Genomic DNA, 26,558 nt, shown 5'->3' with positions numbered 1-26,558 from the left:
GCTTAGGCGCGCATGCGGGTGATGCGGATCACCCCGGTCAACGCACGCAGTTTCTTGATCACGCGGGCCAGGTGTACGCGGTCGTGCACGCTGACCACCAGTTGGACCACGCTGATGCGACCATCGCGTTCGTCCATGCTGATTTTCTCGATATTGCCGTCGGCCGCGTTGACGCTGCTGGCCAGCAGGGCGATCAGGCCGCGCTGATGTTCCAGTTCGACGCGCAGCTCGACGTTGAATTCGCCGGTGACATCCTTGGCCCACGAGAGCTGGATGCATTTTTCCGGGTTGTGACGGATTTCGCTGATGTTGCGGCAGTTGTCCAGGTGCACGACCATGCCTTTGCCGGCGGACAAGTGACCAACAATCGGGTCGCCCGGGATTGGTGTGCAGCACTTGGCGTAGCTGAGCACCAGGCCTTCGGTGCCGCGAATCGCCAGCGGGCCTTCCGGACTTGGCAGCTGTTCGCCTTCGCCAAGCAGGCGGCGGGCGACTACATAGGCCATTCGATTGCCCAGGCCGATGTCTTCCAGCAAGTCTTCGATCAGTTCGAGACGGTATTCGGCGAGCATCGCCTTGACGCGGTCGGCCGGTACTTTTTCCAGCGAGCTGTCGAAACCATTGAGCACTTTGTTCAGCAGGCGCTCGCCCAGGCTGATGGACTCGGAACGGCGTTGCAGTTTCAGCGCATGGCGGATGTGGGTCCGTGCCTTGCCCGTGACCACGAAGTTGAGCCACGCCGGGTTCGGCCGGGCACCGGGAGCACTGACGATCTCGACCGTGGAGCCGCTTTGCAGCGGTTCGGACAGCGGTGCGAGACGACGATTGATCCGGCAGGCGATGCAGCTGTTGCCCACGTCGGTGTGCACCGCGTAAGCGAAGTCGACCGCCGTGGAGCCTTTGGGCAGCTCCATGATCCGGCCTTTGGGCGTGAAGACGTAGACCTCGTCCGGGAACAGGTCGATCTTCACGCTCTCGATGAATTCCAGCGAGTTGCCGGCCCGTTGCTGCATTTCCAGCACGCCTTTGACCCACTGGCGAGCGCGGGCGTGAGTGCCTTTTGGCTGCTCGTCGCCGCTGGATTTGTACAGCCAATGGGCGGCGATGCCGTTGTTGGCCATCTCTTCCATTTCACGGGTGCGGATCTGGATCTCGATCGGAACACCGTGCATGCCGAACAGCGTGGTGTGCAGCGACTGGTAGCCGTTGGCCTTGGGGATCGCGATGTAATCCTTGAAGCGTCCCGGCAACGGTTTGTACAAATTATGCACAGCGCCTAGCACGCGGTAGCAGGTGTCGACCTTGTCGACGATGATCCGGAACGCATAGACGTCCATGATCTCGTTGAAGGCCCGACGCTTGCCGCGCATTTTCTTGTAGATGCCGTAGAGGTGTTTCTGACGACCGCTGACCTCGCCCTGGATGCCATCGATGGCCAGGCAGTGGCTGAGGGATTCTTCGATCTTGTTGACGATTTCCTTGCGGTTGCCCCGGGCGCGTTTGACGGCCTGGTTGATCCGTGCGGAACGCATCGGGTGCATGGCCTTGAAGCCGAGGTCTTCGAATTCTATGCGGATGGCGTGCATGCCCAGCCGGTTGGCGATGGGCGCATAGATTTCCAGGGTTTCCTTGGCGATCCGCCGACGCTTTTCACCGGACAGGACTTCCAGCGTGCGCATGTTGTGCAGGCGGTCGGCGAGCTTGACCAGGATCACGCGAATGTCGCGCGCCATGGCCATGGCCATTTTCTGGAAGTTTTCGGCTTGTGCTTCGGCCTTGGTCTCGAAGTTCATCTGGGTCAGTTTGCTGACCCCGTCTACCAGTTCGGCCACGGTTTCGCCGAACTGCGCTTGCAGCGCTTCCTTGGCAATACCGGTGTCTTCGATCACGTCATGCAGCATCGCCGCCATCAGGCTCTGATGGTCCATGTGCATGTCGGCAAGAATATTCGCCACCGCAAGAGGATGCGTGACGTACGCCTCACCGCTGCGGCGGCGTTGGCCGTCGTGGGCTTGTTCGGCGTAGAAGTACGCTCGGCGGACCAGGTTGACCTGGTCCTTGCCGAGGTAGGTCGATAAGCGATCGGCGAGGGCGTCTATGCTCGGCATGATGACTCCTGCCGTTCGCTGTGACCCCGCGCCGTGCTACGTCGACCAGGCATAGGCTTAGACGGCCTCGTTGGACTCGTCCTCGAACGCTGCGAACAGCGGTTCGTCTTCGACGATTTCAGCATTGGCGATGAACTCGTAGCTCATCAGGCCTTCGGCGATTTCACGCAAGGCTACAACGGTAGGCTTGTCGTTTTCCCACTGTACCAGTGGCTCTTTGCCGCCGGTGGCCAGTTGACGGGCACGCTTGGTGGACAGCATGACCAGTTCAAAACGGTTTTCCACGTGGTTCAGGCAGTCTTCAACGGTTACGCGGGCCATGGTATTCCTCGGAGCGAATGCAATATGCGCGCTGCCCGGGTGGGCGAGCGGACTGAACAGTTTAAAAAATCACCAGCGATTAGGGAAGCGCTGATTTTTTGACCAAGCCCTTCAACGCGCTGCAAGTGCCAATGTAAAGCCCTTGCAGCGGTTTTGGGAAGGGCTGTTTAGCCGAGCAATTCAGCCAAAAGTTTTCCGTTGCGCTGCTGCTGACGCTTCTGATGCAGCTGATTGGCACGGAAAATCGCCTGTAAATCGCGCAGCGCGTGGGCGAAATCGTCGTTGATGATCAGGTAGTCGTAGTCGACGTAGTGGCTCATTTCGCTGACGGCTTCGCGCATCCGGCCTTCAATGACCTCGTCACTGTCCTGGCCGCGATTGTTCAGGCGCTGATGCAAGGCCTGGAGAGAGGGCGGCAGAATGAAGATCGAGCGGGCCTGCGGCATCAACTTGCGCACTTGCTCGGCACCTTGCCAGTCGATTTCCAGAATCAGGTCGTGGCCTTCGTCCAGGGTCTGTTGCAGGTGGCTTTGCGAAGTGCCGTAGAGGTTGCCGAACACTTCGGCGCGCTCGAGGAAATCCCCGTGCTCGATCATCTTCACGAACTCGCCGCGTTCGACGAAGTGATAGTTCACGCCATTCACTTCACCGGGGCGCATGGCGCGGGTGGTGTGGGAGACCGAGACGCGGATCTCCTGGTCAGCGTCGGTCAGGGCCTTGACCAGGCTGCTCTTGCCCGCGCCCGAAGGGGCGGAAATGATGTACAGGGTGCCGGTGCTGTGGGTCATGTCGGGGTTGCCTTACTCAATATTCTGCACTTGTTCGCGCATCTGCTCGATCAACACTTTGAGGTTGACCGCCGCTTGGGTGCTGCGCGGGTCGAAGGCTTTGGAGCCCAGTGTATTGGCTTCGCGGTTGAGCTCCTGCATCAGGAAGTCCAGGCGCCGACCGGCAGCGCCGCCGGATTTGAGTACCCGGCGAACTTCAATGATGTGAGTGCTCAAGCGATCCAGTTCTTCGGCGACGTCGCTCTTTTGCGCGAGCATGACCATTTCCTGCTCGAGTCGCTGCGGGTCCATCTCGGCTTTCATGTCGGCAAAGCGGTCGAGGACTTTCTGGCGTTGGGTGGCGAGCATCTGCGGGACCAGTTCGCGCAGGGTCACCACATCTTCTTCGATGGAGGTCAGGCGATCGTTGATCAACCGGGCCAGCTCCGCGCCTTCGCGCTCGCGGCCGGCCTTGAGTTCTTTCAGACCTTCATTGAACAGCGCCAGTGCTTCGGCATTCAACGCTTGCGGGTCAGCGGCGTCGCCCACCAGAACGCCAGGCCAGGCCAGGACTTCCAGCGGATTCAATGCGGCGGGATTCTTGATCAGGCCGGCGATGGTCTCGGCGGCAGCGACCAATTGCGCGGCGCGCTCGCGGTCCACTTGCAGGGGTTTGTCGGTGTTTTCTTCGGTGAAGCGCAGAGTGCATTCGAGCTTGCCCCGGGATATCCCCTGGCGCAGCGCTTCGCGGACCGCACCTTCGAGGTCGCGAAACGACTCCGGCAGGCGCAAATGGGGTTCCAGGTAGCGGCTGTTGACCGAGCGCAATTCCCAGCTCAGGGTGCCTTGGGCGCCGGCTTTTTCAACGCGGGCGAAGGCGGTCATGCTGTGCACCATGGAGGTACCTCGCAATTCAGGTTTGCGTTACCAAAGGTTTCGCGAGACCCGATATCTGTGAATTAAAGCCGACAGGCAGCAAAGGCGCAGGATTGTAGCGCAGTGGGGCGGATGCGCCCAAACACACGGTGTGACAAAGGGCTGCAGGCCGTCGGTAAAGCGCTGTTCTAAGCTCTAGTCAGCGCCTTCAATCGTCGGACGGATTTTTTAGAAGTGCCCAGTCTTGGCGCGCGGCTCTATAATGCTCGGCAGTTTTCCGTCCTCCGTACAGGTATTCCCTATGAAACGTCCAAGTGGTCGCGCTGCCGATCAGCTCCGCTCGATCCGCATTACCCGCAACTACACCAAACACGCCGAGGGATCTGTACTGGTCGAATTCGGTGATACCAAAGTCATCTGCACGGTCAGCGTCGAGAACGGCGTACCGCGTTTCCTCAAGGGCCAGGGCCAAGGCTGGTTGACCGCGGAATACGGCATGCTGCCGCGCGCCACTGGCGAGCGTAACCAGCGTGAAGCGAGCCGTGGCAAGCAAGGCGGCCGCACCCTGGAAATCCAGCGTCTGATCGGTCGCTCGCTGCGTGCTTCGCTGGACATGTCCAAGCTGGGCGACGTCACCCTGTACGTCGACTGCGACGTGATCCAGGCCGACGGTGGCACCCGCACCGCATCCATCACCGGCGCCATGGTTGCGCTGGTCGATGCCTTGAAAGTGATCAAGAAGCGCGGCGGCCTGAAAGGTGGCGACCCGCTCAAGCAAATGATCGCGGCCGTTTCGGTGGGCATGTACCAGGGCGAGCCTGTGCTCGACCTCGACTACCTGGAAGACTCGGCTGCCGAGACTGACCTGAACGTGGTGATGACCAGCACTGGCGGCTTCATCGAAGTCCAGGGCACTGCCGAAGGCGCGCCGTTCCAGCCGGAAGAGCTGAACGCTATGCTTGAACTGGCGAAGAAAGGCATGACCGAGATCTTCGAACTGCAAAAGGCCGCACTGGCCGACTGATCGGATGTTCCACGCAAGGAGGACACCATGAGTGACGAGCAGCAACTACTTCCCATCCCGAGCAAAGAGGTTCGGCAGTGGGCGATGTTTTGTCACTTGTCCGCGTTGCTGGGGATCTGGATTCCGTTCGGTACGTTGATCGGCCCGCTGATCCTCTGGCAGATGAAGCGCGAGATGGACCCGTTTGTCGATGCCCAGGGCAAGGAGGCGCTGAACTTTCAGATCACCGTCGCCATTGCCTCTGCCATCTGCTTCCTGCTGATGGTGGTGATCATCGGGTTCTTCCTGTTCGGCCTGGTGGCGATTGGTGCGTTGGTACTGACGATCATCGGTGGTGTGAAAGCCAATGAAGGGGTGCCGTATCGGTATCCGTTCACCTGGCGGTTGATCAAGTAGCCACCGCTGTCCCGTAGGAGCGAGGCTTGCCCGCGAATTGAGGCGCCTCGGTCTGTCAGGAACAACGCGTTATCGTTCTTCGCGGGCAAGCCTCGCTCCTACAGGAATGAGGCGCGCACAAAAAAGCCGACGGCGATGTCGGCTTTTTTGCGTCTGCGAAAAGACGCTTAAATGGTCAGCGTCCAGTCGTAGTCCACGATCAGTGGTGCGTGTTGCGAGAACCGTGGCTGGCGTGGCAGGCGTGCGCTGCGAACAAAACGGCGCAGGCCAGGGGTCAGCAACTGGTAGTCGAAACGCCAACCGAGGTTGAGCATTTCCGCCTGTTCGTTGTCCGGCCACCAGCTGTACTGGTCGCCTTCACGGCTGACTTCACGCAGGGCATCAACATAGCCCATGTTGCCGACAATCTCGTCCATCCAGGCACGTTCAGGTGCCAGGAAGCCTGGGGATTGCTGGCTGTCGCGCCAGTTCTTGATATCCAGCTTCTGTTGCGCCACGTACAGCGAGCCACAATAAATGTACTCGCGACGTTTGCGTCGCTGTTTATCCAGATAACGGGCGAAATCGTCCATTAGCTTGAACTTCTGGTTCAAGTCTTCATCGCCGTTCTGCCCCGAAGGGAGCAGCAAGGTCGCGATGCTGACCTTGTCGAAATCGGCTTGCAGGTAGCGCCCGTAGCGGTCGGCTGTCTCGAAACCGAGACCGCTGATGACTGCCTTCGGTTGCAACCGCGAATACAAAGCCACGCCACCCTGGGCGGGAACTTCGGCTTCGCAGGCATAAAGGAAGTAGCCATCCAGTTGGAAGGCTGGATCGTCCAGTTCAAAGGCGGAGGCGCGGGTGTCCTGCAGGCAGATGACGTCGGCATTCTGTGCTTGCAGCCAACTGAGCAACCCTCGCTCCACTGCAGCCTGAATACCATTGACGTTCACACTGATGATCCGCATAAATGGCCCCAAAAATCGCGTGCGTGTATGATACACGGCGTCAACCTAATTAGCTAAATCCGTGGTATTTGGGGTTTTTTTCATGCAAGCGTATCAGCGCGATTTCATTCGTTTTGCCATCGATCGCGGCGTTTTGCGCTTCGGCGAGTTCACCCTGAAGTCCGGGCGCACCAGTCCTTACTTCTTCAATGCCGGCCTGTTCAATACCGGTTCGGCCCTTGCGCAGCTGGGTCGTTTCTACGCGGCAGCCATCGTCGAGAGCGGTATTTCGTTCGATGTATTGTTTGGCCCGGCGTACAAAGGCATCCCGCTGGCGGCGACCACTGCGGTGGCGCTGGCCGAACATCATGGCCGTGATTTGCCGTGGTGCTTCAACCGCAAAGAGGCCAAGGCCCACGGTGAAGGCGGCAGTCTCGTTGGCGCGCCGTTGACCGGTGACGTGCTGATCATCGACGACGTGATCACCGCCGGCACCGCGATCCGTGAAGTGATGCAAATCATCGCTTCCCAGGACGGCGCCAAGGCCAAGGGCGTGCTCATCGCCCTGAACCGTCAGGAGCGTGGCAACGGCGAGTTGTCGGCGATCCAGGAAGTGGAGCGTGATTTCGGCATTCCGGTGATCAGCATTGTGTCGCTGAACCAGGTGCTGGAGTTCCTGGCGGATGATCCGCAGCTCAAGCAGCACCTGCCAGCCGTAGAAGCGTACCGCGCCCAGTACGGCGTCTAACGCTGACCTGTAGGAGCGAGGCTTGCCCGCGAAGGCGTCGTCACATTCAGCAATGATGGGACTGTCAGATCGCTTTCGCGGGCAAGCCTCGCTCCTACAAGGGAGTGCGCAGGAAAAAAAGACCCCGCTCAGCCAAGCTGAGCGGGGTCTTTTTGTTTGTGTTGCTTAGTGACGCTTGCGATTGCTGATCAACGTACCCACACCGGTATCGGTGAAGATCTCAAGCAGAATCGCATTCGGCACCCGGCCATCGATGATCAGTGAGCTGCCCACGCCGCCCTGAACCGCTTCCAGCGCGCAACGGATCTTCGGCAGCATGCCGCCGTAGATCGTGCCGTCGGCGATCAGCTCGTCGACTTGCTGGGTGGTCAGGCCGGTGAGGACCGTGCCCGACTTGTCCATCAAGCCGGCGATGTTGGTCAGCAGCATCAGCTTTTCAGCTTTCAGCGCTTCGGCGACTTTGCCGGCCACCAGGTCAGCGTTGATGTTGTACGACTCGCCGTTGGCACCGACGCCGATTGGCGCGATGACCGGGATGAAATCACCTTTGACCAGCAGGTTCAGCAAGTCGGTGTTGATCCCGACCACTTCACCTACCTGGCCGATGTCGATGATTTCCGGCTGGGTCATCTCCGGCGTCTGGCGGGTCACGGTGAGCTTCTTCGCACGAATCAGCTCGGCGTCTTTACCGGTCAGGCCGATGGCGCTGCCGCCATGACGGTTGATCAGGTTGACGATGTCCTTGTTGACCTGGCCGCCGAGGACCATTTCCACCACGTCCATGGTCTGCGCGTCAGTCACGCGCATGCCATCGATGAAGTGGCTCTCGATCGACAGGCGCTTGAGCAGGTCGCCGATTTGCGGGCCGCCGCCGTGAACCACCACCGGGTTGATACCGACGGCTTTCATCAACACGATGTCGCGGGCGAAGCCGGTTTTCAGCTCCTCGCTTTCCATCGCGTTGCCGCCGTATTTGATCACCAGCGTCTTGCCGACATAGCGGCGAATGTAAGGCAACGCTTCGGACAGGACCTTGGCGGTGTTGGCGGCGGCTTCGCGTTCGAGGGTCATTCAGGGCTCCGGGTGCTTCAGAAGATCAAAACGGTAATTGGAGATCAGGTGCAACACGCTTCAGCTGGACTTTGAACACGTCCTTGATGCGCTGCAATTCAGCCTCGTCATCGGCCTCGAAGCGCAGCACCAGCACCGGTGTGGTGTTGGACGCGCGCACCAGGCCCCAGCCTTTGGCGTAGTCGACTCGCACGCCGTCAATGGTGGTCAGGTCGGCGCCTTCGCCCCACTTCGCGTCGTGCAATGCATCAATGATGCTGAATTTGCTCTCTTCGGTCACATGGATATTGATTTCCGGCGTAGAAATATCGTTCGGGAAGGTCGCAAACAGCTCTTCCGCGGTGGATTTTTCCTTGCTGAGGATCTCCAGCAGACGCGCGGCGCTGTAAATGCCGTCGTCAAAACCGAACCAGCGCTCCTTGAAGAAGATATGCCCGCTCATCTCGCCGGCCAACAGGGCGCCGGTTTGTTTCATTTTCTTTTTGATCAACGAGTGACCGGTCTTCCACATGAGCGGACGGCCACCGTATTCCTTGATCAGCGGTGTCAGGCGGCGGGTGCATTTGACGTCGAAGATGATCTCCGCGTCCGCGTTGCGCGCCAGTACGTCGCGGGCGAACAGCATCAGCAGGCGGTCCGGGTAAACGATACTGCCGGTGTTGGTCACCACACCGACGCGGTCGCCATCGCCGTCGAATGCCAGGCCGATATCGGCGTTGGTTTCCTTGACCTTGGCGATCAGGTCGACGAGGTTTTCAGGCTTGCCCGGGTCCGGGTGGTGGTTCGGGAAGTTACCGTCGACCTCGCAGAACAGCGGGATGACTTCGCAGTTCAACGCTTCGATCAATTGCGGAGCGATCACGCCGGCCGCGCCGTTGCCGCAGTCGACCACGACTTTCAGGCGACGAGCCAGTTTGATGTCCTGGACGATTTCGGTGTTGTAGCGGTCGAGGATCTCGACCTGGGTGACGCTGCCCTTGCCGCTGCTCAAGTTGTTGGTCTTGAGGCGGTCGTGCAGGGCCTGGATCTGTTCGTTGGCCAGGGTGTCGCCCGCGATCACGATCTTGAACCCGTTGTAGTTCGACGGGTTGTGGCTGCCGGTGAGCATGACGCCGGATTTGCCGGCCAGTACGTTGGCGGCGTAGTACAGCGCCGGGGTTGGCACCAGGCCCACGTCGCTGACGTGGCAACCGCTGTCGGCCAGGCCTTTGATCAATTGTTCGACCAGTTCCGGGCCGGACAGGCGGCCGTCGCGGCCAACGGAAACGTTCGGTTCGTCCTGGGCCAGGCTCTGGGCACCGATGGCGCGGCCGAGCCAGTAAGCGGTCTCAGCGTTCAGGAATTCCGGGACCGTGCCGCGAATGTCGTAGGCGCGGAAGATGCTGTCCGGGAACTTGGGTGCGACTGTGGCTGGGGTGCTCATCTGTGGGAATGCTCCATCTCGAAAGTGACTGGACCTGTCCGCGAAGATCTCGTCGGCGGGCTCAAACTGAAGGGTATGACGGCGTTTTCCACTGAGAGTTCGTGGTGCGAAAAGGCCATGCCACCTGCGTTTGCGGGGTAATGATCGGTCAATGCCTTGATTTTGGGCGGTAAACCTTCCAGATGAACGTTGTGCGAATTTTGGCGAGGAGGCTTGCTTGCGCTTGGGTGCGCGGCACTCACAAAATCTTGGGGCCGCTTCGCAGCCCAGCGGGAGCAAGCGCCCTCGCCACAGGATGCTTTATCGGATCAATGGCTGCCGGAGTGCCCGAAACCACCGGCACCACGCTCGGTTTCAACAAACTCTTCGACCATCTCGAAGTGCGCTTGAACCACCGGCACCAGAACCAGTTGAGCCAGGCGCTCACCGACCACCATGTTGAAGTCGGTCTGGCCACGGTTCCAGCACGAAACCATCAGCGGGCCCTGGTAATCGGAGTCGATCAAACCGACCAGATTGCCCAGCACGATGCCATGTTTATGGCCCAGGCCGGAGCGCGGCAGAATCAGCGCGGCCAAACCCGGATCGCCAATGTAGACGGACAGGCCGGTCGGGATCAGCAGGGTTTCGCCCGGCTTGATGACGGTGTCTTTTTCCAGCATGGCGCGCAGGTCGAGGCCGGCGGAGCCAGGCGTGGCGTACTGCGGCAGCGGGAATTCGGTACCGATGCGGGGGTCGAGGATCTTGGCTTGCAAAGCGTGCATGTAAATTAAACCTGGTTCAGACGTTCGGCGATAAAAGTGATCAGCTGGCGAGCAATTTTGCTCTTGCTGGTCTGGGCGAAAAGTGTGGCGTGCAGTTCACGATCGATCACGCTGCAGGCGTTTTCTTCGCTGTTGAAGCCAATGCTCGGGTTGGCGACGTCGTTGGCGACGATCAGATCGAGGTTCTTGTCTTTCAACTTGCGCGCAGCGTAATCGAGCAGGTGTTCGGTTTCGGCAGCGAAGCCGACACTGAACGGACGGTCGGGGCGAGTGGCGATGGTGGCCAGGATGTCCGGGTTGCGCACCATCTGTAGCAACAAGCCGTCGCCGTTCGTAGGGTCTTTCTTGAGTTTCTGTGGGGCGACGACTTCAGGACGGTAGTCCGCGACCGCTGCCGAGGCGATAAACAGGTCGCAAGGGATCGCGGCTTCGCAGGCGGCGAGCATGTCGCGAGCGCTGACCACGTCGATGCGGGTGACACGATCCGGAGTCGGCAGGTGCACCGGGCCGGTGATCAGCGTGACGCGGGCGCCGGCTTCCACCGCGGCTTCGGCCAGGGCAAAGCCCATTTTTCCGGAGCTGTGGTTGGTGATGTAGCGCACCGGATCGATGTTTTCCTGAGTCGGGCCGGCGGTGATCAGCACGTGTTTGCCGGTCAATGCCTGACGCTTGAAGCAGTCCGCCGCGCATTGGGCGAGTTCGACGGCTTCGAGCATGCGGCCCAGGCCGACGTCGCCGCAGGCCTGGCTACCGGAGGCCGGCCCGAAGGCTTTGATGTCGCGGCTTTCGAGGGTTTGCAGGTTGGCCTGGGTTGCCGGGTCGCGCCACATGGCCTGGTTCATCGCCGGGGCGATGGCGACCACCGCATCGGTGGCCAGCACCAGCGTGGTCAGCAGATCGTCAGCAATGCCTTGGGCCAGACGGGCAATCAGGTCCGCCGTAGCAGGGGCGATCAGCACCATATCGGCCCACTTGGCCAGCTCGATGTGGCCCATGGCAGCTTCTGCCGCGGGGTCCAGCAAGTCGAGATGAACCGGGTGCCCGGACAAGGCCTGCATGGTCAGCGGAGTGATGAACTCGCTGCCGCCACGGGTCATGACCACGCGCACTTCGGCACCCTGGTCGATCAGGCGGCGAACCAGGTCGGCGCTCTTGTAGGCAGCAATACCGCCGCCGACGCCCAGAACGATGCGTTTCCGATACAGCCGCTGCATAGGTCTGCCTTTCATTTCGTTGATGACAGCATGGCGAAACCCCCTCCCCAGGGATGAAATCGCCAGCAAAAAAGATGGGCTACGATATCACAGCGACCGCTATGGAACAGCGGCGCCCACAGACAGGGAAGGTGCTATGAGTATTCGTGATTGGCCGGCGGCGGAGCGGCCGCGGGAGAAGTTACTGGAGCAGGGATCGGCGAGTCTCTCGGACGCAGAGCTGCTGGCGATTTTTTTACGGACCGGTGTGTCCGGCAAAAGCGCGGTGGATTTGGCGCGACACCTGTTGCAGCAATTTGGCAGCCTGCGCACTTTGCTCGAAGCCGACCTTCGGACCTTCAGTGGTGAGCTCGGCCTTGGGCCGGCAAAGTTTGCGCAGTTGCAGGCGGTGCTGGAAATGGCCCGCCGGCATCTGGCAGAGCGGTTACGACGTGATTCAGTGATGGAAAGCCCCCTGGCGGTGCGCGACTACCTCAAGTCGATGCTGCGCCACGAGCCGCATGAGGTCTTCGGTAGCCTGTTCCTGGATTCAAAACACCGGGTGCTGGCGTTTGAGGTGCTGTTTCGCGGCTCCATCGACAACACCAGCGTGTACCCGCGACAGGTGGTCAAGCGCGCATTGGCTCATAACGCCGCCGCATTGATCCTTTGCCACAACCATCCGTCGGGCAATTCCGATCCCAGCCAGGCCGACCGCACGCTGACCAAACGCTTGCAAGAGGCGCTGGAATTGATTGATGTGCGAGTGCTTGACCATTTCATCATTGGTGACGGCGAGCCGCTTTCAATGGCCGAGTATGGGTGGATGTAGGGCTTGGGGACGGGCTTCTGTGGCGAGGGAGCTTGCTCCCGCTTGAGTGCGCAGCGCTCACAGGATCTTCAGGGCCGCTGCGCAGCCCGGCGGGAGCAAGCTCCCTCGCCACAGAGAAGCATTCGCGCAGCGTTTCCGAGCGTTACTTGAGGTTGACCTTGGAGTAATCCTGGCGACCAAACGGGCTGACCGAGTAACCCTCGACGTTCTTGCGCGTCAACGCGAATGCCGTCGGGTGGGCCAACGGCAGCCAAAGCGCCTGCTGCTGGATCTGCGCCTGGGCCTGTTCGTAAAGCTTGGTACGCACACCTTGCTCGCCGGTGGTCTTGCCGGCGCTGATCAGTTTGTCCAGGTCCTGGTTGCAGTAGCGGGCGAAGTTAGTGCCGGATTTGACCGCGGCGCAGGAAAACTGCGGCGTGAGGAAGTTGTCCGGGTCACCGTTGTCGCCAGCCCAACCCATGAACAGCAGGTCGTGCTCGCCGGCTTTGGCGCGGCGAATCAGCTCGCCCCATTCGATCACGCGGATTTCGGCCTGGATGCCGATTTCCGCGAGGTCCGATTGCAGCATTTGAGCGCTCAGGCTCGGGTTCGGGTTCAGCAGACTGCCGGAAGGTCGGGTCCAGATGGTGGTCTGGAAGCCGTCCTTGAGTCCGGCCTTGGCCATCAATGCCTTGGCCTTCTCGACGTCATGCGGATAACCGGGCAGGCCTTTGGCGTAGCTCCAGGTGTTCGGCGGGTACGGGCCGTTGGCAGGCTCGGCAGTGTCTTCGAACACGGCTTTGACATAGTTGGCCTTGTCGAAGGCGAGGTTGATCGCCTGGCGCACTTCAGGTTTGTCCAGCGGCGGATGTTGGCTGTTGATGCCGACGAACGCAGTCATGAAGGCGTCAGTCTTTTCCACTTTCAGGGTCGGTTCTTTCAGCGCGGCCTGTACGTCCAGAGGCTTGGGCGACAGGGCGATCTGGCACTCGTTGCGACGCAATTTCTGCAAGCGCACATTGGCGTCCGGGGTGATGGCGAAGATCAGCGGGTCCACCGAAGGCTTGCCACGAAAGTAATCCGGGTTGGCCTTGTAGCGAATCGAGGCATCTTTCTGGAAGCGCGTGAACACGAACGGACCGCTGCCGATCGGCTGGCTGTTGAGCTTCTCGGGCGTGCCGGCCTTCAGCAGTTTGTCGGCGTATTCCGCGGAATAGATCGAGGCGAAGCCCATACTCAGGGTCGCGAGGAAGGTTGAGTCCGGGTGATCAAGGGTGAAGCGCACAGTCAGCGGGTCGAGCGCGTCGATCTTCTTGATCAGCGCCGGTAGCTGCATCGATTGCGCGTGCGGGAAGCCGCTCTGTGCCACTTTGTGCCAAGGGTTGGCCGGGTCGAGCATGCGGTCGAAGCTGAATTTGACGTCTTCGGCGGTCAGGTCGCGCGTCGGGCTGAAGTATTCGGTGCGGTGGAATTTCACCTGTGGGTGCAACTTGAACACGTAGGTCAGGCCGTCGGGGCTGACTTCCCAGCTGTCCGCGAGGCTGGCGACCACTTTACCGCTGGCGGTGTCGAAGTCCACCAGACGGTTCATCAGCACATCGGCGGACGCGTTGGTGGTGGTCAGCGAGTTGTATTGCACCACGTCGAACCCTTCCGGACTCGCCTCGGTGCAGACGCTCAGGGCGGCGGCATGGGCCAGCGGGCTCAGCAGGAGCGGGGCGAACAACAGCGGTAGGGCAGCGAGGCGCATGGTCGGATTCCTTTACAGATCGAAGGCCCATCTGCAAGTGCAGTCTGGAAAAGGCTTACCCTAGTGGGCTCTTTTGCAAATGACTATCTCCTTTTTCATTTTAAGGAGAGTATGTGCGCTTGTTTTCGGTGATGCGGGCCGAGGAAAACCCGAAATCGGTCGGTTGACCGATTCTCTGCGACGAGCGGTCTTAATCGGCCACAGCCTTTATCCAAGGCGCTCGGCGCCCGAAAAATGGGGAATTTATAAAGTCCGCGCACACGGAATGTTGTTGCTCTCCAGTCTTTCTGGTATAAAGCAGCGCTCTTTTCTAGGGGCCCGGTTCCTTCACTGTAGGTGTAGCCGGTAAGACCTCTAAAGAAACGCGGCGCCTGGCGCCAAATGACTGAGAGATTAAGCGGCCAACCCATGCCGGGTTGGGCATGTGGTTTTAGAGGGCTGAGGCATGTCGAGAGTATGTCAAGTTACCGGTAAGGGTCCGGTGACTGGGAATAACATTTCCCACGCAAACAACAAAACCCGTCGTCGTTTCCTGCCGAACCTGCAGCATCACCGCTTCTGGGTTGAAGAAGAGAAACGTTTCGTGCGTCTGCGCGTATCTGCCAAAGGCATGCGTATTATCGACAAGCGTGGCATCACTGTCGTGCTGGCCGAAATCCGCAAAGCTGGCAAGATCTAAGGGAGCTAATCATGCGTGAATTGATTCGAATGATTTCTAGCGCCGGTACTGGTCACTTCTACACTACCGACAAGAACAAGCGTACTACTCCGGACAAGCTCGAAAAGCGCATGTTCGATCCGCGCGTTCGCAAGCACGTGATGTACAAAGAAGGCAAAATCAAGTAATTGATTTTTCCCTCTTACAAAAAAGGCCCGTATCGCGAGATACGGGCCTTTTTTGTTGCCTGCAGGTTATGGGTTGCCTGCGAAGAGGCCGGCCCAGCTAATACAAATCCTCAGGCCTTCTGTTCAAACGCCACATAAATCTTGCGGCACGGCTCCAGCACTTCCCAGGTGCCCCTGAACCCGGCCGGGATCACGAAGCGATCACCCGCACGCACGGTCTTGCTGTTGCCGTCGTTGTCACGCAGCACTGAAACGCCCTGAATGATTTCGCAGTACTCATGCTCGGTGAAGTTCACATGCCACTGGCCAACAGCGCCTTCCCACACGCCCGCATTCAACTGGCCGCAAGGGCTGTTGTAGTGGTTGTAGACCGCTTGCTCGGGGTCGCCCTTGAGGACTTTTGCCGGGTCCGGCCGATAGCGATCGGGTTGGGTGGTGGCCTGGCTGAAGTCGACGATGTCCTGGATGCTCATTGTTGTTATCCCCCGTGATTGCGGCGCGGTTGGTTGGAAAGCCCAAAGTCTATGTTTATTAAAATGAACATCGCAAGGCCGTTTGCCGGCCTTATGTCAAATATATTGAAACTTCACCTGTCGCTGGTTTAGGGTGGCGGTTGCCTTGGGCCGAAAAATCAGGCTGGCTGGGCAGAATTCCTGACAGCGTCCGCGACGATCGTTGGGCGCTCGTATTCAACAAGAGGAGGACACTCGTATGACCACCCTGACTCGTGCCGATTGGGAACAACGGGCTCGCGATCTGAAGATCGAAGGCCGTGCCTACATCAATGGCGAATACACCGATGCCGTCTCCAGCGAGACCTTCGAGTGCATCAGCCCGGTCGATGGCCGTCTGCTGGGCAAGATTGCCAGCTGTGACGCCGCCGACGCCCAGCGCGCCGTTGAAAATGCCCGCGCCACCTTCAATTCCGGCGTCTGGTCGCGCCTGGCACCGACCAAGCGCAAAGCCACCATGATCCGTTTCGCCGGCCTGCTCAAACAGCACGCCGAAGAGCTGGCGCTGCTTGAAACCCTGGACATGGGCAAGCCGATCAGCGATTCCCTGTACATCGACGTTCCCGGCGCGGCGCAAGCCCTGAGCTGGAGCGGTGAAGCCATCGACAAGATCTACGACGAAGTCGCCGCCACCCCGCACGATCAGCTGGGTCTGGTGACTCGCGAACCGGTCGGCGTGGTTGGCGCCATCGTGCCGTGGAACTTCCCGTTGATGATGGCCTGCTGGAAACTCGGGCCGGCGCTGTCCACCGGTAACTCGGTGATCCTCAAGCCATCGGAAAAATCCCCGCTGACCGCCATTCGCATTGCTGCGCTGGCCGTCGAAGCCGGTATTCCGAAAGGCGTGCTTAACGTTTTGCCAGGTTACGGTCACACCGTCGGCAAGGCCTTGGCCCTGCACAACGACGTCGATACGCTGGTGTTCACCGGATCGACCAAGATCGCCAAGCAATTGCTGATCTACTCCGGCGAATCGAACATGAAGCGCGTCTGGCTCGAAGCGGGCGGCAAGAGCCCGAACATCGTGTTTGCCGATGCCCCGGACCTGCAAGCCGCAGCTGAAGCGGCGGCCGGTGCCATTGCCTTCAACCAGGGCGAAGTCTGCACTGCTGGTTCGCGTCTGCTGGTCGAACGCTCGATCAAGGACACCTTCCTGCCGCTGGTGATCGAAGCACTGAAAACCTGGAAGCCGGGCAACCCACTGGACCCGGCGACCAACGTCGGCGCGCTGGTGGACACCCAGCAGATGAATACCGTGCTGTCCTACATCGAATCCGGCCACGCCGACGGCGCCAAACTGGTGGCTGGCGGCAAGCGTACGCTTCAGGAAAGCGGTGGCACTTACGTTGAGCCGACGATTTTCGACGGCGTAAACAATGCGATGAAAATCGCTCAGGAAGAAATCTTTGGCCCGGTATTGTCGGTGATCGCGTTCGACACCGCCGAGGAAGCCATCGCGATTGCCAACGACACGCCTTACGGCCTGGCTGCTGCGGTGTGGACCAAGGACATTTCCAAGGCGCACCTGACCGCTCGTGCGCTGCGTGCCGGTAGCGTGTGGGTCAACCAATACGACGGCGGCGACATGACCGCACCGTTTGGCGGCTTCAAGCAATCGGGCAATGGCCGCGACAAGTCGCTGCACGCGTTCGACAAATACACCGAGCTGAAGGCGACCTGGATCAAGTTGTAAGCACCACGCAACGAAGATCCCCTGTGGGGGCGAGCCTGCTCGCGATGGCGGTGTGACAGTCAACATCCAATGTTGAATGTTGTTCCGTTATCGCGAGCAGGCTCGCTCCCACATTGTTTTGTGCGGTGCCAAAACTATCCACAGGAGCGTGGAACATGCGTTGGGCGACTTATTTCGCCGTGTTGGCGTCTGTCTTGAGTGTTGGCCTGGCCCTGGGGGTCAGCATGCCGCTGGTGTCGTTTCGCCTGGAAAGCTGGGGCTACGGCTCGTTCGCCATTGGTGTGATGGCAGCGATGCCGGCCATTGGCGTGCTGCTGGGGGCGAAGATTTCCAGCCATCTGGCCTCGCGTCTGGGCACGGCCAACCTCATGCGCCTTTGCCTGTGGGCCGGGGCAGTGTCCATCGGCTTGCTGGCGCTGTTGCCGAGCTATCCGGTCTGGCTGGTGATGCGCCTGATGATCGGGGTGATCCTGACCCTGGTCTTCATCCTCGGCGAAAGCTGGATCAACCAACTGGTGATCGAACAATGGCGCGGACGATTGGTGGCGCTGTACGGCAGCAGTTACGCGCTGAGTCAGCTGGCCGGGCCGTTGCTGCTGGGCGTTCTGGGCACCGAACACGATTACGGCTTCTGGGTCGGCGTCGGCTTGCTCATAGCGGCGCCGCTCCTGTTGCTGGGCCGCAGCGGCGCACCGTCCAGTGAGGCTGCCAGCGTGACGTTTGGCGACTTGTGGGGCTTCTGCCGTGGCTTGCCGGCGATTGCCTGGGCGGTGTCGCTGTTCGCGGCGTTTGAAGCGATGATCCTGACCTTGTTGCCGGTGTATTGCCTGCGTCAGGGTTTCACCACGGAAATCGCCTTGGCGATGGTTAGCACCGTGGTGGTGGGTGATGCCCTGCTGCAACTGCCGATCGGCGCGCTGGCGGATCGCTTGTCACGCCGCACTTTGTTCACCGGGTGTGCGGTGGTGTTGCTGCTTTCGAGTCTGGCGATCCCGTTGCTCATCGATACGTTGTTGATCTGGCCGTTGTGGGTGCTGTTTGGCGCCAGCGCCGGAGGATTGTTCACCTTGTCGCTGATCCTGATCGGCGAACGCTATCGCGACGATGCACTGGTGCGAGCCAACGCGCACATTGCGCAGCTGTGGGGCATCGGTTGCCTGATCGGGCCTTTGGCGGCCGGTGCCGGCAGCCAATGGATCAGCGGGCATGCGTTGCCGCTGTTCATGGCCGCGGGGGCGTTCGGGTTGGTGATCTTACTGTCACGCCAAGGCGCGTTCGGTGGAGTTGCCGAACCGGCCTGAAACCCTGCACAAGCGTGTGGCGAGGGAGCTTGCTCCCGCTCGACTGCGCAGCAGTCGCCTATCGGAGCCCTCGTTCAGTCTGAATGAACGGGGGCTTCTGGTTTAGGGCCGCTTCGCGACCCAGTGGGAGCAAGCTCCCTCGCCACATTTGATTGATGGAAGCAACGCTACAACATCCGCTCAAGGCCGACCGCCGTGCTGAACCAGGAATTGAAGCGGCGCCATAGACTCCCTGGCTCCTTGGTCAGCGTGTGCATTTTGCCGTCATCCTCCGTCACCCAGACGATCCGGTCATTCTCCAGTTTCACCTGATAACTCAAGGGCGGCGCCATACCCTCCATGGCCGCTCTACGCACATGCGCGGCGAGTTCGGGGCTGTCCACCAGCACGCCGACTTCGGTGTTCCACAGCACCGAGCGTGGATCGAAGTTGAATGAGCCGATGAAGGATTTCTGCTGGTCGAAGATCATCGCCTTGCTGTGCAGGCTGGAATCGGAACCCCGGAAGGACTTGCTGTAGAAAATATGCGGCCCGCTGCCGCCGCCTTCGCCGGGCTGGCGGCGCAGCTCGTACAGCTTCACGCCATGTTCCAGCAGCGCCCGGCGATAAGGCGCGTAACCGCCGTGCACGGCCGGCACGTCCGTGGCTTCAAGCGAGTTGGTCAACAAACTCACCGACACCCCGGCGTCGGCCCGGCCGGTGAGGTAGACCAACCCCGGCTGCCCCGGTACGAAGTAAGCCGAGATCATGATCAGTTCTTTGCTGACGCCCGTAAGCTCCGGCGCCAGTTGCGTGGTCAGCAACAAATGGGGGTCAGGCTCGCCGTCCGACAAGACCTTGCTCGGTGCATCCCACAGCGCCTGGTTCCAGGCCCAGATCAGCTCCCGGCGCCAGATGTCCATGCGTGGCTTTGTGGTGTAAGTCATCAACTGCTGATACAGCGCATGATTCTGCTTGCGGGTCTCTTCCAGGGATTCTTCCAGGCGCGTGCGGGTATTTTGCAGGTCCTTTTGCGTCGGTCTGCTCGACAGGAACTCGTCGATCGGTTTGCTCAGCGCGCTGTTCCAGTACTGGTCGAAGCTGTGGCCAAGCTGTTCCGCCACCGGTCCGACGCCGAGCATGTCGATGTCGGTGAAATTCAGGTTGGGCTCGGCATCGAAGTATTCGTCTCCCAGGTTACGGCCGCCGACGATGGCCGCACTGTTGTCCGCCAGCCACAACTTGTTGTGCATGCGCCGATGTTGCAGCGACAGGTTGAACAAGCGGCCCATGGTGCGCGTCACGCCCGTGGCGCGGCCCAGGTGCAGCGGGTTGAACAGGCGGATCTGGATCTGCGGGTGTGCAGCGAGAGTCGCGATGATCCAGTCCAGGCCGTCGCTGGTGGTGTCATCGAGCAGGATTCTCACCCGCACGCCGCGATCCGCAGCCTTGAGTAATTCGTCCGCCAGCATCCGCGTGCTGATGCCGTCATGCACGATGTAGTACTGCAAGTCGAGGCTGCTTTGGGCATTGCGGATCAGCTCGGCACGGGCCATGAAGGCTTCGCTGCTGTTGGACAGCAAGCGAAAGCCGGACCTGCCCTCGTGGGGCGCGGCCTGGGCCTGGATCGAGCGACCGAACGCCGAATCGCTGGCGGGTAAAGCCTGGCTCGGTTCGCGTTGAACGTCGAAGCTGGCGCAACCGCCCAGAAACGAGGCGAGTAGCAGAAGAGCAAGTAGGGGCTGTCTGACTCTCACGTAGGAACGTTCCGATTGGCGGCAAAGGTCGGTATATGGACGCTGGATTCCTAAGAAAGGTCAGTCGGTGATGTGGTCCGTTTCTGCCAGCAGTTTGATCGCTGCGGCGCCGACCTTGCGCACGGCTTCTTCGATCAGCGGTGTTGGCTTGGCAGCGTAGTTCATCCGCAGGCAGTTGCGGTACTTGCCCGAGGCGGAAAAGATGCTGCCGACGGCAATCTGTACGCCTTGATCGTGCAGGGCGCGATTCAGTTTCAGGGTGTCAAAGCCGTCCGGCAGCTCAACCCACAACATGAAGCTGCCTTGCGGGCGACTGGCGCGGGTGCCGGCGGGGAAATAGCGCGTGACCCAGTCGATCATCAGGTCGCGACTGCGTTGGTATTGCGTGCGCATCCGCCGCAAATGCGGTTCGAAATGCCCGGCCTTGAGAAATTCGGCAATCGCAATCTGCGGTTGCGGCGCGGTAGAGCCGGTGCTGATGTATTTCATGTGCAGCACCCGTTCCAGATAGCGTCCGGGCGCGACCCAGCCAATGCGCAGCCCGGGTGCCAGGGTTTTGGAAAAGGAACTGCACAGCAACACGCGGCCGTCTTCGTCGAAGGATTTGATCGTGCGTGGGCGCGGGTAGCTGTAGGAGAGTTCGCCATACACATCGTCTTCGATAATCGCTACGTCGAAACGCTGTGCGAGCGTCAACAAGGCGCGTTTGCGCGATTCCGGCATGATGTAGCCCAGCGGGTTGTTGCAGTTGGGCGTCAACTGTATGGCCTTGATCGGCCATTGCTCCAACGCCAGTTCGAGCGCATCGAGGCTGATCCCGGTGATCGGGTCGGTGGGGATTTCCAGGGCTTTCATGCCCAGGCCCTTGAGGGTCTGCATGGCGCCGTGAAAGCTGGGCGAGTCCACCGCCACAATGTCCCCCGGCTCGCAAATCGCACGAATGCTGGTGGACAGCGCTTCATGGCAGCCGGTGGTCACCACCAGGTCGTGGGCGGTCAATTGGCACCCGGAATCGAGCATCAGGCGTGCGATCTGCTCGCGCAGTTCGAGGGTGCCGTAGATGTTGTCGTAATACAGACCGGGCATGTCCTGGCGACGGCTGATGCGCGCCAGGTTGCGCAGCAACGGTTTCATGGTCGGCGTGGTGATGTCCGGCATGCCGCGGCCCAGTTGCACGACGTCCTTGCGCGGGACGGCGCGGATCAATTCCAGCACCTGATCCCACTGCGAAATATCCACCGGACGCTGGGCCGGACGGCCGATGGCCGGCAGCTCCGGCAATTCGCGGCCCACCGGTACGAAATAGCCGGACTTGGGTTTGGGTGTCGCCAGCCCGCTGTCTTCCAGCACGCGATAGGCCTGCTGCACCGTGCTCAGGCTGACCCCGTGCTCGACACTCAACGCCCGCACCGACGGCAGCCGGTCACCGGGGCGATAGAAGCCCTGTTCGATACGGGTGCCGAGCAATTCGGCGAGGTTGACGTAAAGGGTCATGGCGCAGTCTCGATGCGGGTGATTCGGTTAACCAGTACAGATGGGGCTAAATTATCGGATTCAGACGCTGAATCGAAGAATCTGTATGGGGTTAATACAGTCTCGTTGAATCTGTAATGCTTTTTGCCGTCCGCGCATCATGAAAGCTCTGGCTACCCAAGTAAACAGGAGCAATCAAAATGAACGGCTTGAGCGATGTGCGGCTGACGTTACACAGTCAGGAACTGGCGGCAGGGCAGAAAAACGGTGCGCGCGAGGCAGTCATGCGCAATGCGCCGTCCGGCCTGAGTCGCTGGGGACTGTTCTGGCATCGTCTGCACACGCGCAAGGCGTTGCTGACGCTCACGCCCGAGCAACTCAGGGATGTGGGGTTGAGTCGGGAGCAGGCGCGGGAGGAGGGGCTTAAGCCTTTCTGGCGGATCTGAGTTTTGCGGTGTTCTGGAGGGCCTCTTCGCGGGCAAGCCTCGCTCCTACAGGTTATGCGTCGGTCGGAAGATCGACACTAACTCTGTAGGAGCGAGGCTTGCCCGCGAAGGCGTCCGCAAGAACGCTACAACTTCCTCAGACCAACTCTTTAAGCCGATGCCACAACATCCCCAGCGCCAACAGCGGCGAGCGTAAATGCTTCCCGCCGGGGAAGGTGATATGCGGGACGCGAGCGAACAGATCAAACCCGCCCCCTTGCTGCCCACTGATCGCCTCGGCCAACAACTTGCCCGCCAGGTGCGTGGCATTCACCCCATGTCCGGAATACGCCTGGGCGTAATACACATTTGGCTGATCCTTGAGCTGGCCAATCTGCGGCAGTCGGTTGGCGCCGATGCCGATCATCCCGCCCCATTGATAGTCGATCTTCACCCCGCCCAGTTGCGGGAAGACTTCCAGCATCTTCGGCCGCATGTACGCGCCAATGTCCTTCGGGTCGCGGCCCGAATAATGGCAGGCACCGCCAAACAGCAAGCGTCGATCCGCCGAAAGCCGGTAGTAATCCAGCGCCACCCGTTGATCGCAGACCGCCATGTTCTGCGGCAGGAGCGAGTGCGCCAGCTCTTCACTCAACGGCTCGGTGGCAATGATGTAGCTGCCAGCGGGCAGCACCTTACCGCTGAGCTGCGGGTTGAGTTGGTTGAGGTAGGCGTTGCAGCCCAGCACCAGCGTCTTGGCGCGAACCGAGCCTTGGGCGGTATGGACCTTTACTTCGGGGCCGTAATCGATGCGGGTCGCCGCCGAGTGTTCGAACAGCTTTGCGCCCAGCTGCTGTGCGGCGGCCGCTTCGCCCAGTGCCAGGTTAAGCGGGTGAAGATGGCCCGAACCCATGTCGATCAAGCCGCCGACGTAGCGGTCCGAACCCACCACCGAGTGCATTTCATTGGCTTGCAGCAGCCGGGTTTCATAGCGGTAGCCGAGGCTGCGCAGCTCTTCGGCATCTTCGGCGAAACCCTCGAGGTCGCGGGGTTTGTTCGCCAGGTCGCAGTAACCCCAGGTCAGGTCGCACGGAATCTGGAAACGCTCGACACGCTGGCGGACGATTTCCACCGCTTCCAGGCCCATGAGTTTCATCTGGCGCACGCCTTGCGCACCGATCACGTCGGTGAACTGATCGAGGCCATGACCGACGCCGCGAATCAATTGCCCGCCATTGCGTCCGCTGGCACCCCAGCCGATCTTGTGCGCTTCCAGCAAGATCACGCTGAGGCCGCGTTCGGCCAGCTCAAGCGCCGTGTTCAGCCCGGAAAACCCGCCGCCAACCACGCACACGTCCGCCACCAGATCGCCTTGCAGCACCGGATGATCGGGCTGCGGCAGGCTGCTGGCGGCGTAGTAAGAGGCAGTGTGCTGGGCACGGGCATTCATGTGAGCGTCCCTGATTCGTGTGTCTATAAAATTTGACGGAGCATAAGCCGGACGTTCCGGCGCGGGCAACATTGGTCGGTTCGTGCTGTCTGGATCGCGGCTTTTGCGTCAGAATCCCGGTCTATTCCGCTTTGGGTCACCGCTTCGATGAGCTGCAACAGCCAGAAAATCCGCACGCTTCGCCAGCAGATCCCCTCGTTCGAGTGCGTGCCCGGCTGCCATGACTGCTGTGGACCGGTGACTACCTCGCCGGAAGAAATGTCCCGCCTGCCGCGCAAGACCCGGGCCGAGCAGGATGCGGCGATGGATGAGCTCAACTGCGTGCACCTGGGCCCCAATGGCTGCACGGTGTATGACGAGCGGCCGCTGATCTGCCGGTTGTTTGGGACCACCAAGACCTTGCCGTGCCCGAATGGGCGGGGGCCCGTGGAGCTGATTCATCCGCGGGTGGAGAAGCAGATTCATGAGTACATGGCGTCGACCCGCCAAGTGCTCGTGTGATCGTTCCCACGCTTCGCGTGGGAACGCCTCAACGGACGCTCCGCGTTCGGCTCTGGATGGGACGCAGAGCGTCCCGGGCTGCATTCCCACGCAGAGCGTGGGAACGATCGGCAACAGACACCACAAAGTCTCAATCCGGAATCGGCAGGCACAAACTCTCTTTCACCTCTTCCATCACGATATAGCTCTTGGATTCGCGCACATGCGGCAGCTTGAGCAGGATGTCGCCCAGCAGCTTGCGGTAGGAAGCCATCTCGGAAATCCGCGCCTTCACCAGGTAGTCGAAATCCCCCGACACCAAATGGCATTCCAGCACATGGGGCAGTTTCAGCACCGCACGTCGGAACTCTTCGAAAGTGTCGCCGGATTTGTAGTCGAGGCTGATCTCGACGAACACCAGAAGACTACCCTTGAGGTGCTGCGGATTGAGCCGGGCGTTGTAGCCCATGATGATCCCTTCGCGCTCCAGGCGCCGGACCCGCTCGGTACACGGTGTGGTCGAGAGCCCGACCTTTTCCCCAAGCTCGGTGAAGGAGATGCGTCCGTCCGCTTGCAGGATCCGCAGGATGTTGCGGTCGATCTTGTCCAGCTCACGTTTGGTCTGAGTGTTGGTACGCATAGGGGATGCGCCTCCGTGAAAAGGGTTTTTGCCGAGAATTCTCGCCAAATATAGGCAGTTATATAGTGAAAAGCACTGCCTAATCTTTTTTACACTGCGCACATCAATGCTCTACAACTACGAACGTCAGCGGCAAGCCGCGATGAGGGATATGAAAATGCGCGTTATGGTCTTGGGTAGCGGCGTCATCGGTACCACCAGTGCTTATTATCTGGCGCGTGCCGGGTTCGAAGTGGTGGTGGTGGACCGTCAGCCGGCCGCTGCCATGGAGACCAGTTTCGCCAACGCCGGGCAGGTATCGCCGGGTTATGCCTCGCCGTGGGCAGCGCCGGGCGTGCCGCTCAAGGCCATCAAGTGGCTGTTGCAGCGCCACGCACCGCTGGCGATCAAGGCCACCGCCGACATCGACCAATACCTGTGGATGGCGCAGATGCTGCGCAACTGCACCGCCAGCCGTTATGCGGTGAACAAGGAACGCATGGTGCGTCTGTCCGAGTACAGCCGTGACTGCCTCGACGAACTGCGCGCTGAAACCGGCATTGCCTACGAAGGCCGCAGCCTCGGGACGACCCAACTGTTCCGCACCCAGGCTCAACTGGACGGCGCGGCGAAAGACATCGCTGTTCTGAAAGAGTCCGGCGTGCCGTTCGAACTGCTCGACCGCGCTGGCATTGCCCGCGTTGAGCCGGCCCTGGCCAGCGTCACTGATATCCTCGCCGGAGCCTTGCGCCTGCCGAACGACCAGACTGGCGACTGCCAGATGTTCACCACCCGTCTGGCCGAAATGGCCGTCAAATTGGGCGTGGAATTCCGTTTCGGCCAGGACATTCAGAAGCTCGACTTCGCCGGTGATCGCATCAACGGCGTATGGATCGACGGCAAGCTGGAAACCGCGGATCGCTACGTGCTGGCACTCGGCAGCTACTCGCCGCAACTGCTCAAGCCACTGGGCATCAAGGCCCCGGTGTATCCGCTCAAGGGTTACTCCCTGACCGTGCCGATCACCAACCCGGCGATGGCTCCGACCTCGACCATTCTCGACGAGACCTACAAGGTCGCGATCACCCGTTTCGACAACCGCATCCGCGTCGGCGGCATGGCTGAAATAGCCGGTTTTGACCTGTCGCTGAACCCGCGTCGGCGCGAAACCCTGGAGATGATCGTCAACGACCTTTATCCTCAGGGCGGCGATCTGGCCCAGGCGAGTTTCTGGACCGGTCTGCGTCCGACCACCCCGGACGGCACGCCAATCGTTGGTGCCACTCCGTTCAGCAACCTGTTCCTGAACACCGGTCACGGCACGCTCGGCTGGACCATGGCGTGCGGCTCCGGCCGTTTGCTGGCTGACCTGATGGCGAAGAAAACGCCGCAGATCAGCGCCGAAGGCCTCGATATTTCCCGTTACGGCACAAAACTTCAGGAGTCCGCAAAACATGTCAATCCAGCGCCAGCTCACCAATGAGCGCATGAGCCAGATCGTTGTCCACAGCGGCACCGTCTATCTGGCAGGGCAGGTCGGCGACGACATGAATGCCGGGATTGAACAGCAGACCCGTGAAACCCTCGCCAATATCGAGCGTTTGCTCGATCTGGCAGGCACCGACAAGAGCCGTTTGCTCTCGGTCACGATTTACCTGAAAGATATCGACGCGCATTTCGAAGGCATGAACGCGGTGTGGGACAAGTGGCTGCCAAAAGGCGTCGCCCCGGCCCGTGCGACCGTTGAGTCGAAGCTGTGCGAACCGCAAATCCTGATCGAGCTGTCGGTCGTCGCCGCTCTGCCGTAAGCCTGTCAGGACGTTAGAAAGATCCCTCTTCCGGTGC

26 protein-coding genes and 1 pseudogene are annotated in these 26,558 nt (G+C 60.5%); 12 read left to right on the top strand and 15 right to left on the bottom strand.

The genetic code is table 11. The features are described 5' to 3' along the window. Window positions 1–2: 2 nt before the first annotated feature. From spoT to FBY01_RS05530, 4 genes are all read right to left on the bottom strand, one after another. A complete protein-coding gene (gene spoT, locus FBY01_RS05545) occupies window positions 3–2,108 on the bottom strand; it encodes a bifunctional GTP diphosphokinase/guanosine-3',5'-bis pyrophosphate 3'-pyrophosphohydrolase (RefSeq protein ID WP_010465218.1) in 2,106 nt (701 codons plus the stop codon). Window positions 2,109–2,165: 57 nt separating this feature from the next. Next, the gene (gene rpoZ, locus FBY01_RS05540) at window positions 2,166–2,429 is read right to left on the bottom strand and encodes a DNA-directed RNA polymerase subunit omega (protein ID WP_007894670.1); all 264 of its coding nucleotides are present in this window, start codon (window positions 2,427–2,429) and stop codon (window positions 2,166–2,168) included. A gap of 167 nt (window positions 2,430–2,596) precedes the next feature. Then, window positions 2,597–3,217, bottom strand: a complete 621-nt coding sequence (gene gmk, locus FBY01_RS05535) for a guanylate kinase (RefSeq protein WP_145306562.1) — start codon at window positions 3,215–3,217, stop codon at window positions 2,597–2,599. A 12-nt stretch (window positions 3,218–3,229) separates the two neighbouring features. Further along, the gene (locus FBY01_RS05530; protein WP_077748577.1) at window positions 3,230–4,093 is read right to left on the bottom strand and encodes a YicC/YloC family endoribonuclease; all 864 of its coding nucleotides are present in this window, start codon (window positions 4,091–4,093) and stop codon (window positions 3,230–3,232) included. Window positions 4,094–4,373: 280 nt separating this feature from the next. Here FBY01_RS05530 and rph point away from each other — a divergent pair, with 280 nt between their 5' ends. Further along, window positions 4,374–5,096 carry a ribonuclease PH gene (rph, locus tag FBY01_RS05525; RefSeq protein WP_010465211.1) on the top strand — a complete coding sequence of 241 codons (723 nt, stop codon included), beginning with the start codon at window positions 4,374–4,376 and terminating at the stop codon, window positions 5,094–5,096. 27 nt (window positions 5,097–5,123) lie between these two features. Beyond that, complete coding sequence (locus FBY01_RS05520) at window positions 5,124–5,492, top strand: DUF4870 domain-containing protein (protein WP_102594927.1); 369 nt, start codon at window positions 5,124–5,126, stop codon at window positions 5,490–5,492. Between the two features lie 167 nt (window positions 5,493–5,659). Here the strand turns inward: FBY01_RS05520 and FBY01_RS05515 are convergent, their stop codons facing one another. Continuing rightward, complete coding sequence (locus FBY01_RS05515) at window positions 5,660–6,439, bottom strand: exodeoxyribonuclease III (protein ID WP_007934608.1); 780 nt, start codon at window positions 6,437–6,439, stop codon at window positions 5,660–5,662. A gap of 82 nt (window positions 6,440–6,521) precedes the next feature. Here FBY01_RS05515 and pyrE point away from each other — a divergent pair, with 82 nt between their 5' ends. Then, window positions 6,522–7,166, top strand: a complete 645-nt coding sequence (gene pyrE, locus FBY01_RS05510; RefSeq protein ID WP_010465206.1) for an orotate phosphoribosyltransferase — start codon at window positions 6,522–6,524, stop codon at window positions 7,164–7,166. Window positions 7,167–7,331: 165 nt separating this feature from the next. Here pyrE and argB read toward each other — a convergent pair whose 3' ends face one another. The 4 genes and pseudogenes from argB to coaBC form a co-directional block, all read right to left on the bottom strand. Further along, the gene (gene argB, locus FBY01_RS05505; protein WP_010465204.1) at window positions 7,332–8,237 is read right to left on the bottom strand and encodes an acetylglutamate kinase; all 906 of its coding nucleotides are present in this window, start codon (window positions 8,235–8,237) and stop codon (window positions 7,332–7,334) included. Window positions 8,238–8,262: 25 nt separating this feature from the next. Continuing rightward, a pseudogene (locus FBY01_RS05500) lies at window positions 8,263–9,666 on the bottom strand (phosphomannomutase/phosphoglucomutase); the annotation flags it as partial. A gap of 302 nt (window positions 9,667–9,968) precedes the next feature. Beyond that, window positions 9,969–10,424 (bottom strand): dUTP diphosphatase, encoded by a 456-nt coding sequence (dut, locus tag FBY01_RS05490; RefSeq protein ID WP_010465200.1) that lies wholly within the window; start codon window positions 10,422–10,424, stop codon window positions 9,969–9,971. Window positions 10,425–10,429: 5 nt separating this feature from the next. Further along, the gene (coaBC, locus tag FBY01_RS05485) at window positions 10,430–11,638 is read right to left on the bottom strand and encodes a bifunctional phosphopantothenoylcysteine decarboxylase/phosphopantothenate--cysteine ligase CoaBC (protein WP_010465198.1); all 1,209 of its coding nucleotides are present in this window, start codon (window positions 11,636–11,638) and stop codon (window positions 10,430–10,432) included. A gap of 136 nt (window positions 11,639–11,774) precedes the next feature. Here coaBC and radC point away from each other — a divergent pair, with 136 nt between their 5' ends. Then, on the top strand, window positions 11,775–12,449 hold the full coding sequence (gene radC / locus FBY01_RS05480; protein ID WP_010465196.1) for a DNA repair protein RadC: 675 nt from the start codon (window positions 11,775–11,777) through the stop codon (window positions 12,447–12,449). 142 nt (window positions 12,450–12,591) lie between these two features. Here the strand turns inward: radC and FBY01_RS05475 are convergent, their stop codons facing one another. After that, the gene (locus tag FBY01_RS05475) at window positions 12,592–14,178 is read right to left on the bottom strand and encodes an ABC transporter substrate-binding protein (RefSeq protein WP_145306566.1); all 1,587 of its coding nucleotides are present in this window, start codon (window positions 14,176–14,178) and stop codon (window positions 12,592–12,594) included. 445 nt (window positions 14,179–14,623) lie between these two features. On the opposite strand from FBY01_RS05475, the gene rpmB reads away from it, so the two are divergent. Continuing rightward, a complete protein-coding gene (gene rpmB, locus FBY01_RS05470) occupies window positions 14,624–14,857 on the top strand; it encodes a 50S ribosomal protein L28 (RefSeq protein WP_007894701.1) in 234 nt (77 codons plus the stop codon). 11 nt (window positions 14,858–14,868) lie between these two features. Then, window positions 14,869–15,024: a 50S ribosomal protein L33 gene (rpmG, locus tag FBY01_RS05465; RefSeq protein WP_008150173.1), complete on the top strand. Its 156-nt coding sequence runs from the start codon at window positions 14,869–14,871 to the stop codon at window positions 15,022–15,024. 110 nt (window positions 15,025–15,134) lie between these two features. On the opposite strand, the gene FBY01_RS05460 is transcribed toward rpmG, so the two are convergent. Then, a complete protein-coding gene (locus FBY01_RS05460) occupies window positions 15,135–15,497 on the bottom strand; it encodes a cupin domain-containing protein (protein ID WP_010465187.1) in 363 nt (120 codons plus the stop codon). A 238-nt stretch (window positions 15,498–15,735) separates the two neighbouring features. Between FBY01_RS05460 and FBY01_RS05455 the strand changes: the two genes are divergently transcribed. Both FBY01_RS05455 and FBY01_RS05450 read left to right on the top strand, forming a co-directional pair. After that, window positions 15,736–17,229 (top strand): aldehyde dehydrogenase, encoded by a 1,494-nt coding sequence (locus tag FBY01_RS05455; RefSeq protein ID WP_077748583.1) that lies wholly within the window; start codon window positions 15,736–15,738, stop codon window positions 17,227–17,229. Window positions 17,230–17,384: 155 nt separating this feature from the next. Beyond that, entirely contained in the window at window positions 17,385–18,530 is a 1,146-nt protein-coding gene (locus tag FBY01_RS05450; RefSeq protein WP_010465183.1) for an MFS transporter, read from the top strand. A gap of 167 nt (window positions 18,531–18,697) precedes the next feature. On the opposite strand, the gene FBY01_RS05445 is transcribed toward FBY01_RS05450, so the two are convergent. Both FBY01_RS05445 and FBY01_RS05440 read right to left on the bottom strand, forming a co-directional pair. Continuing rightward, window positions 18,698–20,266 carry a phospholipase D family protein gene (locus FBY01_RS05445; RefSeq protein WP_042932478.1) on the bottom strand — a complete coding sequence of 523 codons (1,569 nt, stop codon included), beginning with the start codon at window positions 20,264–20,266 and terminating at the stop codon, window positions 18,698–18,700. A 60-nt stretch (window positions 20,267–20,326) separates the two neighbouring features. Next, a complete protein-coding gene (locus FBY01_RS05440) occupies window positions 20,327–21,760 on the bottom strand; it encodes a PLP-dependent aminotransferase family protein (protein ID WP_010465180.1) in 1,434 nt (477 codons plus the stop codon). 179 nt (window positions 21,761–21,939) lie between these two features. Here FBY01_RS05440 and FBY01_RS05435 point away from each other — a divergent pair, with 179 nt between their 5' ends. Then, window positions 21,940–22,185: a DUF1127 domain-containing protein gene (locus FBY01_RS05435; protein ID WP_010465178.1), complete on the top strand. Its 246-nt coding sequence runs from the start codon at window positions 21,940–21,942 to the stop codon at window positions 22,183–22,185. A gap of 136 nt (window positions 22,186–22,321) precedes the next feature. Here the strand turns inward: FBY01_RS05435 and FBY01_RS05430 are convergent, their stop codons facing one another. Further along, window positions 22,322–23,614 carry an FAD-binding oxidoreductase gene (locus FBY01_RS05430; protein ID WP_102594924.1) on the bottom strand — a complete coding sequence of 431 codons (1,293 nt, stop codon included), beginning with the start codon at window positions 23,612–23,614 and terminating at the stop codon, window positions 22,322–22,324. A gap of 147 nt (window positions 23,615–23,761) precedes the next feature. Here FBY01_RS05430 and FBY01_RS05425 point away from each other — a divergent pair, with 147 nt between their 5' ends. Continuing rightward, a complete protein-coding gene (locus FBY01_RS05425; protein ID WP_007947437.1) occupies window positions 23,762–24,115 on the top strand; it encodes a YkgJ family cysteine cluster protein in 354 nt (117 codons plus the stop codon). Window positions 24,116–24,245: 130 nt separating this feature from the next. Here the strand turns inward: FBY01_RS05425 and FBY01_RS05420 are convergent, their stop codons facing one another. Further along, a complete protein-coding gene (locus FBY01_RS05420) occupies window positions 24,246–24,734 on the bottom strand; it encodes an Lrp/AsnC ligand binding domain-containing protein (RefSeq protein ID WP_010465173.1) in 489 nt (162 codons plus the stop codon). A gap of 157 nt (window positions 24,735–24,891) precedes the next feature. Here FBY01_RS05420 and dadA point away from each other — a divergent pair, with 157 nt between their 5' ends. Together dadA and FBY01_RS05410 are read left to right on the top strand one after the other, a co-directional pair. Next, window positions 24,892–26,196 (top strand): D-amino acid dehydrogenase, encoded by a 1,305-nt coding sequence (dadA, locus tag FBY01_RS05415; protein WP_010465171.1) that lies wholly within the window; start codon window positions 24,892–24,894, stop codon window positions 26,194–26,196. Next, window positions 26,168–26,521: a RidA family protein gene (locus FBY01_RS05410; RefSeq protein ID WP_010465169.1), complete on the top strand. Its 354-nt coding sequence runs from the start codon at window positions 26,168–26,170 to the stop codon at window positions 26,519–26,521. The genes dadA and FBY01_RS05410 overlap by 29 nt, the downstream gene beginning before the upstream one ends. Window positions 26,522–26,558: the final 37 nt, after the last annotated feature.

The sequence above is a fragment of the Pseudomonas sp. SJZ077 genome (genome assembly GCF_007993905.1).
Taxonomy (GTDB): domain Bacteria; phylum Pseudomonadota; class Gammaproteobacteria; order Pseudomonadales; family Pseudomonadaceae; genus Aquipseudomonas; species Aquipseudomonas mandelii.
The sequence above is the reverse complement of the archived record's forward strand: the minus strand, read 5'-3'. Positions and strand labels throughout refer to the sequence as shown.

Coding starts and splice junctions, on each gene's coding strand:
- FBY01_RS05530 (WP_077748577.1), bottom strand. CDS start 4,093: ATGGTGCACAGCATGACCGCCTTCGCCCGCGTTGAAAAAGCCGGCGCC.
- dadA (WP_010465171.1), top strand. CDS start 24,892: ATGCGCGTTATGGTCTTGGGTAGCGGCGTCATCGGTACCACCAGTGCT.
- coaBC (WP_010465198.1), bottom strand. CDS start 11,638: ATGCAGCGGCTGTATCGGAAACGCATCGTTCTGGGCGTCGGCGGCGGT.
- FBY01_RS05410 (WP_010465169.1), top strand. CDS start 26,168: ATGTCAATCCAGCGCCAGCTCACCAATGAGCGCATGAGCCAGATCGTT.
- FBY01_RS05475 (WP_145306566.1), bottom strand. CDS start 14,178: ATGCGCCTCGCTGCCCTACCGCTGTTGTTCGCCCCGCTCCTGCTGAGC.
- FBY01_RS05425 (WP_007947437.1), top strand. CDS start 23,762: ATGAGCTGCAACAGCCAGAAAATCCGCACGCTTCGCCAGCAGATCCCC.
- FBY01_RS05440 (WP_010465180.1), bottom strand. CDS start 21,760: ATGACCCTTTACGTCAACCTCGCCGAATTGCTCGGCACCCGTATCGAA.
- rpmB (WP_007894701.1), top strand. CDS start 14,624: ATGTCGAGAGTATGTCAAGTTACCGGTAAGGGTCCGGTGACTGGGAAT.
- spoT (WP_010465218.1), bottom strand. CDS start 2,108: ATGCCGAGCATAGACGCCCTCGCCGATCGCTTATCGACCTACCTCGGC.
- FBY01_RS05515 (WP_007934608.1), bottom strand. CDS start 6,439: ATGCGGATCATCAGTGTGAACGTCAATGGTATTCAGGCTGCAGTGGAG.
- argB (WP_010465204.1), bottom strand. CDS start 8,237: ATGACCCTCGAACGCGAAGCCGCCGCCAACACCGCCAAGGTCCTGTCC.
- rph (WP_010465211.1), top strand. CDS start 4,374: ATGAAACGTCCAAGTGGTCGCGCTGCCGATCAGCTCCGCTCGATCCGC.
- FBY01_RS05520 (WP_102594927.1), top strand. CDS start 5,124: ATGAGTGACGAGCAGCAACTACTTCCCATCCCGAGCAAAGAGGTTCGG.
- FBY01_RS05455 (WP_077748583.1), top strand. CDS start 15,736: ATGACCACCCTGACTCGTGCCGATTGGGAACAACGGGCTCGCGATCTG.
- rpmG (WP_008150173.1), top strand. CDS start 14,869: ATGCGTGAATTGATTCGAATGATTTCTAGCGCCGGTACTGGTCACTTC.
- FBY01_RS05430 (WP_102594924.1), bottom strand. CDS start 23,614: ATGAATGCCCGTGCCCAGCACACTGCCTCTTACTACGCCGCCAGCAGC.
- rpoZ (WP_007894670.1), bottom strand. CDS start 2,429: ATGGCCCGCGTAACCGTTGAAGACTGCCTGAACCACGTGGAAAACCGT.
- radC (WP_010465196.1), top strand. CDS start 11,775: ATGAGTATTCGTGATTGGCCGGCGGCGGAGCGGCCGCGGGAGAAGTTA.
- dut (WP_010465200.1), bottom strand. CDS start 10,424: ATGCACGCTTTGCAAGCCAAGATCCTCGACCCCCGCATCGGTACCGAA.
- pyrE (WP_010465206.1), top strand. CDS start 6,522: ATGCAAGCGTATCAGCGCGATTTCATTCGTTTTGCCATCGATCGCGGC.
- FBY01_RS05420 (WP_010465173.1), bottom strand. CDS start 24,734: ATGCGTACCAACACTCAGACCAAACGTGAGCTGGACAAGATCGACCGC.
- FBY01_RS05450 (WP_010465183.1), top strand. CDS start 17,385: ATGCGTTGGGCGACTTATTTCGCCGTGTTGGCGTCTGTCTTGAGTGTT.
- gmk (WP_145306562.1), bottom strand. CDS start 3,217: ATGACCCACAGCACCGGCACCCTGTACATCATTTCCGCCCCTTCGGGC.
- FBY01_RS05460 (WP_010465187.1), bottom strand. CDS start 15,497: ATGAGCATCCAGGACATCGTCGACTTCAGCCAGGCCACCACCCAACCC.
- FBY01_RS05435 (WP_010465178.1), top strand. CDS start 21,940: ATGAACGGCTTGAGCGATGTGCGGCTGACGTTACACAGTCAGGAACTG.